Raw genomic sequence first — 15,602 nt, forward strand, 5'->3', positions numbered from 1 at the left:
AGATGCTCGAACAAGCCTATGCTCACTGTGAAGCCATTATTAAACATCATTCCAAAACGTTTTACAAAGCGTTTTCTTTATTGCCTTCTTCAAAGAAGAAAGCAGTCTGGGCTGTTTATGGTTTTTGCAGGCAGGTTGATGACATCATTGATGAAGGCACAGATCCTGAAGCAGAATTAAAGGTCTTTCGTTCTGAATTTGCCTCTTTTCTAAAAGGTGAAATACCAAAAACTGATCCTATGTGGCTAGCTCTTGAAGATGTTTTTCGTAATTTCTCCATGGATACGAAAGCTTTTCACGATATGATTGCTGGGCAAGAAATGGACTTATATAAAACGAAGTATTATACGCTTGAGGAACTTGAACATTATTCTTATCATGTGGCAAGCACCGTTGGCCTTATGCTTCTTCCAATTCTTGCTCCAAAAAAGGTAGACGAACTTCGAGAGAGTGCCATAGCGTTAGGTCTTGGCATGCAAATCACGAACATTTTAAGAGATATCTCTGAAGATCTAGACCGAGACCGAATTTATTTGCCAATTGCAGAGATGGAAGCATTAGGTTATGGTGTTGAAGATTTAAGAAGTCGAAGAATGAATGAGGCATTTATCAAAGTTTGGGAAAAGCTTGCTGTTCGAGCTGAAATGCATTACGAAACAGCTTTCTCAGCTATGCATCATTATCCTCTAGATGCTCGCCTTCCAGTGAAAAGCTCAGCGGTTTTTTACAAAGCCATTTTGCAGTCCATTCGTAAAAAAGAGTATAATGTCTTTCACCAGCGAGCATTTGTATCGGAAAAAGAAAAAGAAGCGCTTTTATCGGCGATTGCCGGAAATTAACAAAAAAGCTCTCTTCCAATTGGAGGAGAGCTTTTTGTTATATCCTTAATGTCTTTAAGATTAAGGAATCTAAGCGAAAAGGAGTTGTAACATTTGAGAGAATTTGAAATGATTAGGAGGTAATGAATGTTCTATGCATCATTAGGGGTAATGATCTCTAATTTTTTTCAAAAAGGGTGACGCAAGTAATCAAGAAAGCTATTCTAGAAAGAGCTATGTTATCGACAAAGAAAGGTAGGAAAGCCTGTTGATTTATATTGAGAAGAAGAAAGTAACATTAAGAGAGGCAACATTGGAGGATATTAGTACTTTATACTATTGGAAATATGAAGAGGAGAAGCAAGAAGCAAAAAAATGGAACGGCCCATACATCATTGAGAAGAAGATATCCAAAGTAGAGTACAAGAAAGAGTGGGAGCAACAGCGTGAAATTAGTCTCGGAGTTCCAGATACGTTAGTTATTGAAGCAGACAATAAAGTGATAGGTACAGTGGGATCATACTGGGTTGATAAGTTCACTAACTGGCTTGAAACCGGAATTGTTATTTATGATCCATCTTACTGGAATGGAGGATACGGTTCTGAAGCTTATAGAGAATGGATCCATTTTCTATTTCGATCAACAAAGCTTCATCGACTTGGCATGTCTACCTGGTCTGGGAATGAACGGATGATCAAGGTGGCAGGGAAGGTTGGAATGAAAGAAGAAGCTAGAATAAGAGATGCAAGAATAGTAGAAGGTGTTTACTACGATGCCATCAAAATGGGGATGCTTCGAAGTGAATGGGAGCAACTTCGGTTTTAATTGTAAGGCGTTTTGTTTTTGAAGGACTTATGGCATGATAGAGGTAGCTTGCTATTAATCATTTGGGGGAAATTATGAAAAAACGATCTTATACACGTTTATTGAATGAAACGATCACAATTTATGAAGAAAGTGGTAGTTTAAAAGCTTATCAATTTATGAAAGAGCATGCGAAGAATGTGGAAGGCAATCAAGCGCAGCTCTACAATTTTCAATATGCTCTTGCAGCTGCATCTGACCTAAAAAAAGAAGCCCTTGGGATCATGGAGGAAGCCATTATTGATAAGGGATACTGGTATGCGTATGAGTATTTACAAGCGGATGAAGACTTGGATTCCCTCCGTGAGTTTGAAAAGTTTCAAGAATTGGTTCAGCTTTGTAAACAAAGAGAAGAAAAGGCGATGGAACAAGCAAAGCCAGCGTTAACGGTTTTAAATAACGAGGGTGAACAAGAACGTCCCGTTCTTATGGCTGTTCATGGAGATCAAGAGAATGCTGAAATGACCGCTGTAGCTTGGAACCGAACAGCAACGAAAAAGTATAAACTCGCCTTTCCTCAATCATCTCAAATCCAGTTTTCAGATGCTTATGAATGGGAAGACGCTGCTTTAGGGGTACAAGAAATACAGGACCATGTGAATTCCCTTTCCTCTAGAGAAAACTTGATTATTGGAGGTTTTTCAGCAGGATGTCACGTAGCACTTAGAGCGATTCTCGAGCAGCGTATACGTGTGGATGGTTTTATTTTCGTAGCACCATGGATTCCTAATATTGATGAATGGCGAGATACTATCGATTCTTTAAAGAATTCAAATATAAAGGCTTATATCATATGTGGTGAGGAAGATGATGACTGTCTTGAGGGGTCTAAAGCCTTATCCGAGTTGTTGGAAGCTCAAGAGGTTGCACATGAACTGAAAATTATTCAAGGTCTGGATCATGAATACCCGGAGGAGTTCAATGAATGGCTTCACCGAGCTCTGCAATTTATTAATAAAAGGGATTAGGGAAAGACCTTAGATAGAGCCAAGTTTCATTTATTCTAAGTCCGAATTCTTTTTGATCACAAAAGTTCAATCCTCTGGAAGGATGATCGCATGAGAGAACAAATTGGTGAGTGTACAAACTGTCAGAAATTAGTTTATTGCTTGAATGGTTTTCTCGATGGAGTTAGTTGGAATGGTCAGCTATACTGCTTTACTTGCTTTGAAAAACATGAAGGTCAGCCGCCGTCATAGTCTTGATCGATGTAGTGGGATCATACTTTATTCAATAGAAGATTCCTCAAACCTTTTCCAGAATGTGCATAAAGGGTTTCTTAAGTGTTATGACATAAGGGGGAGTCAAGTGAAACTAACGAAAGAGACACAATATATCAGAAGTGTCCGTTTAGAAAAAACTGAAGCCAATGAATTTCCGTTCTCACTACCTGCTGTACAAAGTCTACAGGATGAACTTATCTTTCACCCAAATGTTACGTATATTGTTGGTGAGAATGGAATGGGGAAATCAACGCTGCTAGAAGGGATAGCTGGGACACTAGGTATGAATCCTGAAGGTGGCACGAAGAATTTCAATTTTTCTAGCTATGATTCTCACTCAAATTTGCATCAGTATTTGAAATTAACAAGAGGAGTTCATAGACCAGATGATTCTTTTTTCTTTCGAGCCGAGACGTATTACAATTTAGCTACGAATATTGAAGCATTAGATCAAGAGGGATTTGGTCCGAAAATTATTGATTCTTTTGGAGGGAAATCACTTCATCAACAATCGCACGGAGAGTCTTTTTTTGCTACATTTATGTACCGATTTCAAGGAAGAGGGTTGTACATTTTAGATGAACCCGAAGCGGCGCTCTCACCGATTAGGCAGCTATCGATGTTAACGAGAATACATGAGCTTGTTCAAGAAGGTTCTCAACTAATTATATCGACACACTCACCAATTTTAATGGCATACCCTGAGGCAAGAATCCTACAGCTTAACGCCGATAGCATGAGTGACGTAACGTTAGAAGAAACTGATCATTTTGTGACGATGAAACAATTTTTTGAAGATAAAGATCGCCTGTTGCATCATTTGTTGAAGAATTAAGGGTAAAAGGTGTTCAAACGAAATAATTGAAAAATTAAATCGAAAAGTGCCCTCCAAACGCAAGCTTCATTTGGAAGGCACTTTAAATTTGTTTAGATTGTCTACCATAAATGGCGTTCTTTACTGAACAATTTGTACTTGTGCACTAGTGATCTTCGCATATGATTCGATTCGCCACATTTTTCCCGCTAATGACGACCATTGGAGAACCACCACCAGGATGGGTGCTTCCGCCAGCAAAGTAGATATTCGAGATATCCTTTGATTGATTGGAAGGTCTAAGAAAACTATTTTTTAAAGAATTCGAAGAAATGCCATAGAGTGCCCCTCTGAAAGCGTAGAAACGTTCTTTAATTTCTTCAGGTCCGATGACCTTCTCCGTGACAAGATGCTTTCTTATAGGTAATCCATGCTTCTCCAACTTATCATATATTTTCTCTTTATATTCCTCTAAGGAAATTTGGTTATTTTCGGACAGAGGAGGCGCATTTACTAGAATAAAGAGATTATCTCCATCAGGAGAAACAGAAGGGTCTGTTGCTGAAGAATTTGAAATATAGATCGTCGGATCGTCAGGCCATTCTCCCTTAAATAGCGTTTCAAACTCATGACTGTAATTTTGAGCAAAGTATACTTGATGATGTACGAGATTAGGAAGTCTTGTTGATAATCCAGCCATGATGACAAAAGCAGAGATGGAAGGAGATGATCTCTCAATTTTTATGTTAGGCATGGATGGCCGCTCTTTCTCATTAACTAATGCTGGATAGGCTTTTAATAAGTCTCCATTAATAATAACCTTATCTACGTCTAAACGATCAGAAGCCGTTTCAATTTGCTTCGCTTTTTTATTTTCAACATGTACTTGATTCACTTCAGTATTTAAATGAAAAGTGACACCTAGCTGTTTTGCCGCGGATTCTAGACTTTCAGCAAGTTTGGTGTTTCCCCCATTAACATAATAAACTCCCTGCACCATCTCAAGGTATCCGATCATCGCAAAAGTAGCTGGCGAGAGAAAGGGGGAGGAACCAATATATGTAGAATAGCGATTAAAAGCTTTTAATAAAAGAGGATGCTGAAAATAGCGTTCATGAAAGTGATTCATTTTCTCAAGCGGTCTCACTTTCATAACCGCACGAAACAATGTAGGAGACAAGTAATCATTCCACTTTGTAAACATCCTCGGAAAGAATGATGATTTGGATAAATGATAGAGTCGTTCAATTTCTTTGAGATATGCGAGATAATGATTCGCTGCAAATGAATCAAGCTTCTGTAGTTGTTCTATCATGAAAGATTCGTCTGTGCTCATCATAAAAGATTGACCATCATAGTCTACATTTCTTGTATGATGGTCGAGCTTCATCCACGTGAAATAATCCCTGGGGTTAAGGTTTGCTTCTTCAAATAAAGAATCAAAAATTTCAGGCATTGTCATTGTGTTTGGCCCGAAATCAAAGTGATGTGTCCCCAGGTTAACAGGCATCATTTTCCCACCTGCGTATTCATTTTTGTCATAAACGTGTACGTTGTATCCTTTGCTAGCTAGCTTAATTGAAGCAGAGAGCCCACCGAGTCCTGCCCCAATAACAGCAATTGTTTTCATGAGTATGTTCTTCCTTTCCAAACATAACCTTTCTGCCTTAAACCTGTGCGCATAGAATGAATCAACAGAGTCATAAACGCGACAGCACTAAGTGGCATGAGGAGCGATAACGTGACTCTTTGATTCGTTCTTAAGTCAATCCATGCTTTTTGAAGCACGATTAGGACATAGGGGTAAAAGAGTGCGACTATTAGTGAACCTGTTAATGCTGTATAAAGCCCTGCAAGTAATAAAATAAAAGGGGCGACATAGAAAATACCATAAAAAATAAAGAGGATCCATATTAGGTAACGAGAGCGCCCGAGACCTGGGAAAAGGTTTTTAGTGAAACCATTCCAGACTTCGCGATTTGTTTGATACATATAACAAGTGACCACATTTGTTATATTGGCAAGAATAACTCTTTGTCCTTTTTTCTTAAATGCTTTTGCTAAATCAATATCATCTAGGAGGGTCTCGCGAATCCCTTCATGACCACCAACGTGTTTGTATGATTCCGTATGAACCATTATAAAAGCCCCATGAGCAGCGGTGAAGGAGGGAAGGTTCGTCCAATTAGCTGGTGCTAATGGAAGATGGAAATGAACGACAAAATGCTGAAGTGGTACAAGAAGCTTTTCAAGAAACAAGCTTACAGGAAAAGCAGGAAACCCTGTTATCATGGAAGCCTTCCGCTTTTTCATTAATAAGAGGGCAGCTTGAACCGCATTTGGCGACAGTCTTAAATCTGCATCATTAAACAGTAGGTATTGTCCTTTAGCATGTTCACTTAGCTGGTGACAAGCATATACTTTCCCAGTCCAACCTTCAGGTAGGTCTTTACCACGAATTATCATAAATCGCGGATCATTTTTTGTTCCTTCATACAGTAAATTCAATGTTTGATCACTAGAGTGGTCGTCAAGTAGAAGAAATTCAATATTTTGATATGTGAGCTTTTTTAAGCTTTGAAGGAGTTCCCCTACGTTTCGTTCTTCATCACGAAGAGGGATAAGAATGGATACACGTCCATTCTCATCCCCCTGAATACTTCGATTTGATAGACGTGGCATGAAGAGTGAATTGATGATCGTCCACAAGACAAACGCTGTAAGAATGCTAATATAGATGAGCAACATTAGACGGTCACCTCTTCCACTTTAGCGTGTCCATTTTGCTTCGCTTTTTTCTTATAGGTAATTAGCAGAAGCAGTGTAGGAATCGATGTTACAAAGACCGCAAGCCAAAGTCCATCAAGTAGTGCAAGGAAAATAAACATACCCATGACCATACCAAATAACATAGCCATTCGATGCTTCCATATAATGAAAGAAGTCCTATTTGGAACCTTATTCCTCATATAGAGAGGATAGAGTAAGGCATGGAAGAAAAGGGATACCCAGAACCAGCCCGTGAAATTTTGGAAAGGAACGTTATAATAAACGCCGTTTCCGTCCCATCCCCAATAACCCTTCACTAAATAGGCGACGGGATCAATGATTAAGTCAATTAAAACGGCAATAAGGGAGCCTACAAGGGAGTAGACGATCCATCTTATGATTCCAGGATTTAGTATTTCGGTCATTTGAAGCGATAGCACATGGGTAACGGCGATCACCATAATCCAAGCAAAACCAATCCCTATTGGAACGTCAGCTAATTTAAACCCAAAATCACCGGAATAATCATATTTACCAAAGATTAAACCATAATGAACGCCTAAGCCCTCTGCGATCATGCTGAAAGCAAAGATAAAGGAGGCTGTTGAAAGCCCCCGCAAAGCCCCAAACGTACGTACAAAATAAAAGCTGCCTAATATTCCACAGAGTATAAGGAAGAAGGCATTTGCCCAGTTAAGAAACGATGGAAGTAGGTCGAAGCCAACAAGGATCAACCCACAGCAGTACCAAAAAATAAATAGTCGAAAGATTACGTTATCCCATTTCATCATGTTGCGAAGTCCCTTTCTTAGCCAGTTTGTTCATCTTTCAATTTCTGATCTTCAGCAATTAAATCTGCAGTTAACTGACCTGAAAGTGTAACCATTGGTACACCACCACCTGGATGTGTTGAACCGCCTACAAAGTACAGATTATCAATTAGTGAACTTCTAGATGGTATTTTAAAACCACCGTTTACTTTACGATCCGTTGCTACACCATAGATAGAGCCGCCGTTAGAACCATATAAATTCTTAATATCATCTGGAATGAACTGATATTCGAATTCAATTGATTCGCGAAGACCTGTCATACCCATTCGTTCTAATTTATCTAGGACGATTTCACGGTATCTACCGCGATGTTTCTCAAAGCTCTCACCAGGCTCTAATGGTGGAACATGTGTTAAGACAAAGAGATTTTCTTTTCCAGCCGGTGCCTGAGTAGGGTCAGATTTTGATGAGACACCAATATAGACCGTTGGATCGTCAGCAGGGACCCCTTCATCAAATATTTGTTTGAATTCTAACTCGGGATCTTTCGAGAAGAAAAAGTTGTGGTGTTGAAGGTGATCAAACGTCTTATTTACACCAAGTAACAACACAAGGCCTGAAACGGTAGGAGTATATTTTTTCAATTCATCTTTCACTTTTTCAGCACCAGGCTCTCCTCTAAGAAGCGTCTCGTGGGCAGGGATGCCTTCAAGATTACTAACGATTAAGTCTGCCTCCATCATCGTCCCATTCGCAAGTTTTACACCAGCTGCTTTTTTGTTCACTGTGAGAATCTCAGCGACCTCTGTATTGACTTGTACGTCCACACCTAGCTCATCAAGTAGCTTAAGCATTCCTTCTGCTATGTTATACATACCGCCTTCAACATAATAAATACCAAGGCCAAGCTGCACATAAACAAGTTGTGAAAGAATGGCAGGGGAATGATAAGGTGATGAGCCAATATACATAATAAAGAAGTTAAAGAGCTGCTGAAGATGTTTATCATCCAGATATTTTTCCGTTGCCTGATTCATTGATTTCATAGGGTTCATTGTGAGAAGATCTTTAAATGAATGCAGTTTTTGCAAATCTTGAATGCCTGACAAGCTTTTTTTGTAAAAGCTTTTTAAGCTTAAATCGAACATCGTTTTGCAATAATCTAAATAGGAGAGGAAGTTGGAATAATCTTTCTCTGAGCGCTTATGTACTTCAGATAACATAACAGCTATATCACTTGTTACATCAATCTGGGCGCCATCTTCGAAGAAAGTTCTCCATTGAGGTTCAATCCGTTTAATGGTCATATAATCGTTTACATTTCGGTTTGCGCTTTTGAATAGTTTCTCAAGGACCCAAGGCATTGTTAGAATGGAAGGACCCGTATCGAATTTAAACCCCTGGCCAGAACGTTTGTTTAATTTGCCGCCAGCGCGCTCATTTTTTTCCAGTACGGTAACTTGATGTCCATCGGCTGCCAGACGAATAGCTGCCGAAAGACCTCCTAGTCCAGCACCAATAACGATTGTTTTTTTGCTCATTCCATCTCCTCCTTCATCGAATTAACTTCAAGCGTCGACATTTATACACTGTAATTGTATAGTGTGGGTATAACCTTTGTAAAGGAATCATAACGCTGTTACAGTGTATAATAGGTTTTCCTGACATAATAATTACCTAATCTTGGATATGTTAAACAATTTTGAAACGAGGAATGTGTATGCAGGTCATCCACTTATCGATCGTAGGGTTAATCTTAGTGAATATTTTTGCCTGGCTGATCATTCATGTTTCTATCTCTTATATTTGCCTTCGGTTGCCAGATTCCTTTTATGAATCTAAAAAATCAATGTTACAAAATAAGAAATGGGAACTGAAAGTGTATGATCGTATCCAGATAAGGAAGTGGAAAACAATACTACCTGATGGGGGAGATGTGTTTAAAGGAGGATTTCGGAAGAAAGAACTCAAAACGCTCACTTCTTCTTATATAAGGAAATTTATCTTAGAGACAAGACGTGCAGAGGTGACCCATTGGCTTCTCATACCACCTTCATTCTTGTTTTTCTTATGGAATCCTTTGAGTATTGGTTTAGTAATGGTTGGGTATTCTTTAATAGTTAATCTTCCATTTATTCTTATACAAAGGTACAATCGACTCAGGTTAAAACCATTATTACATCGACAGTTGAAAAAAGAGCAGCGCAGGGGGAATTCCATTGGAACACTTGGGGTTTGATCAAACCGAAAAAAGAAAGAACGAACATATTGATATTTGTCTAACGGAAGACGTGGAAGGACAGGGACTTACGACGGGGTTAGAAAAATATCGTTTTAAGCATAATCCACTACCAGAAATTGATTATAATGAAGTCGATATCTCCACTCAATTTCTTAATAAGAAATTGAAGACGCCATTTCTGATCAGCTCAATGACAGGCGGTACAGAGCGATCTTGGGAGATTAATAAACGTCTTGCCAAAGCTGCTGAAGCACATGGTTGGGCGCTTGGTGTAGGCTCAATGCGTGCCGCTATTCAAGAATCGAAATCCGCTTATTCATTTGACGTAAGAAAACATGCACCAACCATTCCTATACTAGCCAATATTGGAGCTGTTCAACTCAATTATGGTTTTACAGTAGAAGAGTGTAAGAGAGCGATTGACTTCATTCAAGCTGATGCGCTTCTGCTTCATTTAAATCCATTACAAGAAGTATTCCAACCTGAGGGTGATACAAATTTCCAAGATTTAATCGATAAAATTCGAGAAGTAGCAAAAGCGATCCCTGTTCCACTCGGTATTAAAGAGGTTGGCATGGGAATCGATGCGAAGAGTGCTCAGCGTCTTATAAGTGCAGGTGCCAGTTTTATTGATGTTGCTGGAGCGGGTGGAACATCCTGGATTCAAGTTGAAAGTTTTCGTTCCCATCAAACATTAAGACAACAAGCTGCCGAAGCTTTTCAAGATTGGGGTAACCCGACAGCTGATTGTATTATTGATGTAAGGAAACAGCATCCCGATGTCCCGATGGTTGCAAGTGGCGGACTAAAAAATGGTGTGGATGCAGCTAAAGCTATTGCTCTCGGGGCGGATGTGTCCGGATTTGGTAGGGCATTACTTGAAAATGCAGTAGATGATAGTGAAGAAGCGCTATCAGATCAATTAAAGCGAATTGAGTTCGAATTACGAACAGCTATGTTTGGAATTGGAGCTGCATCGATCAATAGATTAAAATACAATAGCGCATTAAAAAAGAAATAGCCAGAGCACTGAGCTCTGGCTTTTTTGTATGAATAAGTTAAGGAACGATGTTCAATTTGTCTTATTTAAACCATATGGCACCAATGACTTCGAGCAACTCCACTTGCTCAGACGAATGAGGAATCAACATTATCGGTTCCCGTAGTATAGGTCGTTCTCTAGAGAGCAAACTAGAGCTTAAGGAGGGCGACGCTAATGGCCTGGTTATCCATTTTTCCGTTTATCGTTGTCATTATCATTGCGATGAAAACAAAACTAGTGATCCCCGGATTAACGGCGGGTTTGCTAACAGCATCATTTATATACAAACCTGGATTGATCATTGGTTTACAACAGTTCTATGAATTTATTATGACTGGTTTGAAAGATGAAAATAATGTTAAAATCGTCCTTTTTCTATATATGTTTACGGGCTTAATCGGATTGATGAAATATACTGGTGGGATAAAAGGATTTGTTCAAGTTGCCTCATCCAAAATCAACTCAAAAAAAGGAGCGTTATTTCTGACGTGGGTGTCAACGCTAGGAACATTTAGTGCTCCTAGTTTCCGCATTGTAACGGTAGCCCCAATCATGAAAGCTCTTTTAAATAAAGTGAAAATTACTCCTCAGGAGCTTGGATTTGTGATAGAAACGACAGCAACTCCAGTTATTGTCTTAATGCCAATTGCTACCGCTTTTGTCGGCTATATGTCATCTGTTGTGCAGCTTTCACTAAAAGCAGAAGGCATTGAAGGAGATGGCTATCGTTACTTTCTTCAAAGTATCCCTTACAACTTTTTTTCGATTAGTATTTTATTGATTGGCTTTTATTTGAGTTTTTTCCATCATCGAAAAACGCCAGCTACAGACGCAGGTAATGTGGAAAAAAAGCTTGATGATCAATGGGAAGATTGTCATCCAGCTGTGGCGAAGGATCTTCCTACGAAACCGATGAATTTATTAATACCTCTTGGAGGAGTAATTCTCCTAACACTTCTTCTTACATATTGGAGTGGTTATAAGAAGGGGTTTACTTCTTTAATCAAGGCGTTTATTGAGGCAGATGTCCTCGACGCGATGGTCTTTGCACTTCTCACTACAGTACTCTTAACGTTCATTTTCTATTTATTTCAGCGTTTTTCTTTAAAGGACCTTGTTACTTATTTTATCGAAGGTGGTAACGAGATGATGCCGGTCATCGTCTTGCTTACTGTCGTTTGGGGCTTAGCAGCTTCAACAGAAGCTCTTGGCTTCTCGTCTTTTGTTACCTCAAACCTTGATTGGATTCCTACTTTATTTGTACCACCAGTCTTATTTCTCGTTGGGGCGTTTATTTCATACTTTATTGGCTCATCATGGGGCACATGGGGAATTTTAATGCCGCTCGGTATTTCATTAGGGTATTCTACAGGAGCAGATCTACCTGTTGTCATTGGAGCCGTGTTTGCGAGTGGGACATTTGGCGCTTTTGCTTCTCCGCTAAGTGACAATACGAATACAGTTGCGAGGATCTTGCAGTTGAATCCTATGACATATGCGAAATTTAAGCTTGGCCCAGCTTTATTAGCGGCGGGATTAGCAGCAGCTGGCTACTTTGTTATCTCTTTTGTAATATAATTATTTTTATGAGTACTTTTGTATTGACATCCGTTTTAAAACCATTTATTATTGGGACTAACTTAATAATCCTTTGTTTAAAGGATCTTCTTATTCAGAGAGGTGGAGGGACTGGCCCTTAGATACCTCGGCAACGGACCTATGAACTTATGTTCAATTGGAACCGTGCTAATTCCTGCGACGAAAGTCGAAAAATGAGAAGAGGCTCGGTCTATCCAAACCCTCTTCTGTTCGAGCAGATGAGGGTTTTTTTATGCACCCTCATTTGGAAATATGTTTTAGTAGAGGGAGCGACTGATATTGCATACACTATTGGATAACGAAGCAAGAAAACAACAGCTTATTAAGACCCTTCTCTCACAAGGGATATATAAGAAGGGTGAAAAGCAACTTTATATGTTATCACTAAATGAATTAGAAAACATATATGCTCGATCAAATAAAACCATACAGAGAAAAGGAAACGGAGTGGTCATAGTGGAACAAGCAACATTTGCAGCAGGGTGCTTTTGGGGAGTAGAAGCGCTATTTCAACAATTGAACGGTGTTATTTCAACTTCAGCAGGGTTTACAGGAGGAGAGACGATTAATCCAACTTATGAAGATGTTTATTCTGAATTAACAGGCCATGCCGAATCCGTACAAGTTGAATATGATCCTTCTCTCATTTCTTATGAAGAACTTGTAGAGGTTTTCTTCGAAAATCATAATCCAACCTCCTTAAACAAACGGGGAGAAGATGTCGGAACACGCTATCGCTCAGCGATCTTTTACCACTCAAATGAGCAGGCAGAAATAGCATTATTTGCGAAAGAAAAACTTGAGCGATCTGGACGCTTCAAAAAACCAGTTGTGACGCAAATTATACCAATCACTTCATTCTATCGTGCAGATGAGTATCATCAAAGCTATCTTGCTAAGCGTGGACAGTCTTCTTGCAAAATTTCATAATAGAAAAAAGGCCTTCTCTCATTGTCATGAGGGAAGGCCTTTTTTAGTTAATCACCTTGATTGACACCTATTTGATCAATAAAGACTTTTCCTTTCTCTGATGCATTAAATTCGAATGTAAGAGCATTCATCTTCTTCGGATTAAAGGCATTGTTTGCTTCTAAGAATCGCTGCATCGGAATATTAAAGGTTTGGAGAACCGGTTCAGTAGGTTCACCATAACGTCCTTCTTCGAAGTATTTTGTTTTTGTGTGTTGAATAGGAAGAACACCTTGCAACTGCATGACGTCACTCAGCTTAACACTAGCGGATGCTCCGTTATCTGAACTAGCCGTGATTGTGAAATCAACAGGTTGCTGGTCAGATGGATCTGAAAGGTTTGCTGCTGTGAATGTTAATGAACTGTTCATTGTATAAGCAAATGGATCCTGAAGGGCTTTCTTGAAATTTAATTTGTATGCGCCGTTCTTTGAATAGGAATGATCCCATTTCAAAAAGACCCCATGAGTACCTCTTTCTTTATCGCGTCGAAATTCAAGCTCTCCTTCATACCATTGCAGCAAGCTATTAGTCTCTATGGTGATATAGGGAGATGTCGCTGTTGTGACATCAACGTCCTCTTCAAAGGTGCTATAGATATGATACGAAGGATCTTCATATTTACTAATGTATGTTGTATCAGGTAGCCATTCGAGAGCATAGCGATAATCCTCAAACATCGGTTGATAGGACTCATTTTGATGAAGCGTCGCCTCAAGAAAGCCAGCAACATATGTGCGGGCTATTTGTCGTTGTTCAGTGCCTTTAAGAAGAGGCTCTTTATTTAATAAAAGCGTGAAAGGGAAATACGTATCGTTTTCTCCCCACGTTGTGTTAAATTGTCCGTGATTGGCGCGATCAATATAAAGGGCTGCTTTCATAGCTTCTTTACTGCCAGTTAAATCAATCCCATTATACTGTCGGTCGCCTTCGAATTCCGATAAATCACTATCATAAGAACCTTGAAGTAATAAATAATTGACATCATCCACTTCGATTTTTCGATCTGAAAGTGTTTGATAATCCGTCGGTGCAAGTGCGATAACAGATTCAATATTATAATGGGAATCAAAAGTCATGTTCCCGTTATTTGGGTAACGATCAAGGTCATTGAATTTTGCTGCTAAAATGGCAGCTTGACCACCGCGAGAATGACCTATTAAAGCAATTTGATCCATCTTCACTTTGTTGAATAATGGATTATCTTTTTGAGAAGATAATTTCTCCATTTCTTCAATATGTTTAAGCAGCAACCAGGCGCGTCCATTAATGTCTCCTGCGAGGCCACCAGACCATGTTGAATTGAAGAAGTTCTCATCTACTGATACTGTTAAAAAGCCACGACTAGCGAGTAACTCACCTAAATAATTGTAGCCTTCATCTGAGAAGTCCTCCATCTTATGGTTTCCATGGACAATAAGGACAAGAGGAAAAGAACCATTTCCTTTAGGCACCCATACACGTCCATTAAGTGGCACATTGGTGTCTTTAAAGCCCCAGAACCACTCGCGTTCTTTGGACCATTCTCCAATCATACTTGAAGCGTTAACTGACATCGTTTGAATATCTACTTGCTCCCCAAATTCAGGACGTTGCTTATCCTTTCCACTTCCATATGTATAAGTAGTTACATCAAATGAGCCGTATTCTGAAGGGTTATCACTAACAGGTGAGAGCGGCTCTACATTAATAGAGAGACGATCATTCATTAAACCAGGTGTGAATAACCAGTATGAAAAAGCTGACGTTGCTAAAACACCAAACAGTAGCATGATCATAGACATTGGCTTTTTGATGCCTTTAGAAAGAGGGTATCCGAACATAGCGCCAAGGATGATACCGACTGCAATTAAGAGATAGGAGAGCGGAAGGATGTTCTCTAATTGACGAAATTGATCTAATGTATAAATGGTTATAGCAAGCGAGACTCCAATACTTGCAATGAGAAGAGAGGGTAATCTTTTGAAATGCTCTATGAACCATGTACCAATCTTAACGGTGAGCAGTGTACTGACAACTGCAATTAATAGGAAAAGAATAACGTCCATTATTTGACCCAGTCCAGTATGAAAATCAAACCCAATCGAAAAGATTAGCAGCATTGTCATAAAAAGAGCGCCGTAAGAAGCTCCTTTCCATATGGTTTTAAAGAAGGATTGTAATGGTTGAGTAAAAGAAATCAATAAATGCTTTAATTTATTTCGTTTGTGTGTATTTTTACGCGTTTTTTCAAATTCAGGTTCGTGTTCCACGCTAATCCTCCATTTCTTATCCTGCTGCTTTCATTATAGCAAATAGGAAATAAGGAAGAATGCTAAATCTAAGAATGCCTCAATTGAATAAGTAGTGGCTCGATGACTCTAGCACAGATTTCGTTCATTTAATTGTAAAAATAATCGCTGCGTAGTATTTGCTTCTCCTTTGTATAAGTCGTACAATAGGAATTAAGAATTAATGTGAAATATTTCACAAACGTATGTTTGTTGTG

Annotated in this window: 13 protein-coding genes and 1 riboswitch; of the genes, 8 read left to right on the plus strand and 5 right to left on the minus strand. The window is 39.1% G+C overall.

Annotated elements, in window-relative coordinates; translation table 11 throughout:
• Positions 1-2 precede the first annotated feature (2 nt).
• From ACIFPW_RS18040 to ACIFPW_RS18055, 4 genes are all read left to right on the plus strand, one after another.
• A complete protein-coding gene (locus tag ACIFPW_RS18040) occupies positions 3-839 on the plus strand; it encodes a phytoene/squalene synthase family protein (protein ID WP_430246356.1) in 837 nt (278 codons plus the stop codon).
• Between the two features lie 247 nt (positions 840-1,086).
• Positions 1,087-1,644: a GNAT family N-acetyltransferase gene (locus ACIFPW_RS18045; RefSeq protein WP_430246358.1), complete on the plus strand. Its 558-nt coding sequence runs from the start codon at positions 1,087-1,089 to the stop codon at positions 1,642-1,644.
• A 74-nt stretch (positions 1,645-1,718) separates the two neighbouring features.
• Positions 1,719-2,651, plus strand: coding sequence for an alpha/beta hydrolase (locus ACIFPW_RS18050; RefSeq protein ID WP_430246360.1), 933 nt, complete (start codon positions 1,719-1,721; stop codon positions 2,649-2,651).
• A 340-nt stretch (positions 2,652-2,991) separates the two neighbouring features.
• Positions 2,992-3,741 (plus strand): AAA family ATPase, encoded by a 750-nt coding sequence (locus ACIFPW_RS18055; protein WP_430246362.1) that lies wholly within the window; start codon positions 2,992-2,994, stop codon positions 3,739-3,741.
• Positions 3,742-3,886: 145 nt separating this feature from the next.
• Here ACIFPW_RS18055 and ACIFPW_RS18060 read toward each other — a convergent pair whose 3' ends face one another.
• From ACIFPW_RS18060 to ACIFPW_RS18075, 4 genes are read right to left on the minus strand one after another with little or no spacing between them, the layout of a single operon-like run.
• Positions 3,887-5,350 carry a phytoene desaturase family protein gene (locus tag ACIFPW_RS18060; protein ID WP_430246364.1) on the minus strand — a complete coding sequence of 488 codons (1,464 nt, stop codon included), beginning with the start codon at positions 5,348-5,350 and terminating at the stop codon, positions 3,887-3,889.
• A complete protein-coding gene (locus ACIFPW_RS18065) occupies positions 5,347-6,468 on the minus strand; it encodes a glycosyltransferase (RefSeq protein ID WP_430246366.1) in 1,122 nt (373 codons plus the stop codon). The genes ACIFPW_RS18060 and ACIFPW_RS18065 overlap by 4 nt, the downstream gene beginning before the upstream one ends.
• Entirely contained in the window at positions 6,468-7,280 is an 813-nt protein-coding gene (locus ACIFPW_RS18070; protein ID WP_430246368.1) for a carotenoid biosynthesis protein, read from the minus strand. The genes ACIFPW_RS18065 and ACIFPW_RS18070 overlap by 1 nt, the downstream gene beginning before the upstream one ends.
• A 17-nt stretch (positions 7,281-7,297) precedes the next feature.
• Positions 7,298-8,803, minus strand: coding sequence for a phytoene desaturase family protein (locus ACIFPW_RS18075; protein ID WP_430246370.1), 1,506 nt, complete (start codon positions 8,801-8,803; stop codon positions 7,298-7,300).
• Between the two features lie 179 nt (positions 8,804-8,982).
• On the opposite strand from ACIFPW_RS18075, the gene ACIFPW_RS18080 reads away from it, so the two are divergent.
• The 4 genes from ACIFPW_RS18080 (at position 8,983) to msrA (ending at position 13,075) form a co-directional block, all read left to right on the plus strand.
• Positions 8,983-9,501 (plus strand): glycosyl-4,4'-diaponeurosporenoate acyltransferase, encoded by a 519-nt coding sequence (locus ACIFPW_RS18080; RefSeq protein ID WP_194221611.1) that lies wholly within the window; start codon positions 8,983-8,985, stop codon positions 9,499-9,501.
• On the plus strand, positions 9,482-10,525 hold the full coding sequence (gene fni, locus ACIFPW_RS18085; RefSeq protein ID WP_226613046.1) for a type 2 isopentenyl-diphosphate Delta-isomerase: 1,044 nt from the start codon (positions 9,482-9,484) through the stop codon (positions 10,523-10,525). The genes ACIFPW_RS18080 and fni overlap by 20 nt, the downstream gene beginning before the upstream one ends.
• 195 nt (positions 10,526-10,720) lie before the next feature.
• Positions 10,721-12,124, plus strand: coding sequence for a Na+/H+ antiporter NhaC family protein (locus tag ACIFPW_RS18090; protein ID WP_194221612.1), 1,404 nt, complete (start codon positions 10,721-10,723; stop codon positions 12,122-12,124).
• Between the two features lie 87 nt (positions 12,125-12,211).
• Positions 12,212-12,325, plus strand: a riboswitch (SAM riboswitch).
• Positions 12,326-12,424: 99 nt separating this feature from the next.
• On the plus strand, positions 12,425-13,075 hold the full coding sequence (gene msrA, locus ACIFPW_RS18095) for a peptide-methionine (S)-S-oxide reductase MsrA (protein ID WP_430246373.1): 651 nt from the start codon (positions 12,425-12,427) through the stop codon (positions 13,073-13,075).
• Between the two features lie 47 nt (positions 13,076-13,122).
• Here the strand turns inward: msrA and ACIFPW_RS18100 are convergent, their stop codons facing one another.
• Positions 13,123-15,366 carry a hypothetical protein gene (locus ACIFPW_RS18100; protein WP_430246375.1) on the minus strand — a complete coding sequence of 748 codons (2,244 nt, stop codon included), beginning with the start codon at positions 15,364-15,366 and terminating at the stop codon, positions 13,123-13,125.
• Between the last annotated feature and the right edge of the window lie 236 nt (positions 15,367-15,602).

Origin of the sequence: Pseudalkalibacillus sp. NRS-1564 (assembly GCF_050467905.1) — a bacterium.
GTDB classification, from domain to species: Bacteria; Bacillota; Bacilli; order Bacillales; family Guptibacillaceae; genus Guptibacillus; species Guptibacillus hwajinpoensis_B.

Excerpts from the sequence above, each read along its gene's own strand:
- ACIFPW_RS18040 (WP_430246356.1), top strand. The coding sequence starts at position 3 with ATGCTCGAACAAGCCTATGCTCACTGTGAAGCCATTATTAAACATCAT.
- ACIFPW_RS18080 (WP_194221611.1), top strand. The coding sequence starts at position 8,983 with ATGCAGGTCATCCACTTATCGATCGTAGGGTTAATCTTAGTGAATATT.
- ACIFPW_RS18050 (WP_430246360.1), top strand. The coding sequence starts at position 1,719 with ATGAAAAAACGATCTTATACACGTTTATTGAATGAAACGATCACAATT.
- ACIFPW_RS18065 (WP_430246366.1), bottom strand. The coding sequence starts at position 6,468 with ATGTTGCTCATCTATATTAGCATTCTTACAGCGTTTGTCTTGTGGACG.
- ACIFPW_RS18060 (WP_430246364.1), bottom strand. The coding sequence starts at position 5,350 with ATGAAAACAATTGCTGTTATTGGGGCAGGACTCGGTGGGCTCTCTGCT.
- ACIFPW_RS18090 (WP_194221612.1), top strand. The coding sequence starts at position 10,721 with ATGGCCTGGTTATCCATTTTTCCGTTTATCGTTGTCATTATCATTGCG.
- ACIFPW_RS18075 (WP_430246370.1), bottom strand. The coding sequence starts at position 8,803 with ATGAGCAAAAAAACAATCGTTATTGGTGCTGGACTAGGAGGTCTTTCG.
- ACIFPW_RS18070 (WP_430246368.1), bottom strand. The coding sequence starts at position 7,280 with ATGATGAAATGGGATAACGTAATCTTTCGACTATTTATTTTTTGGTAC.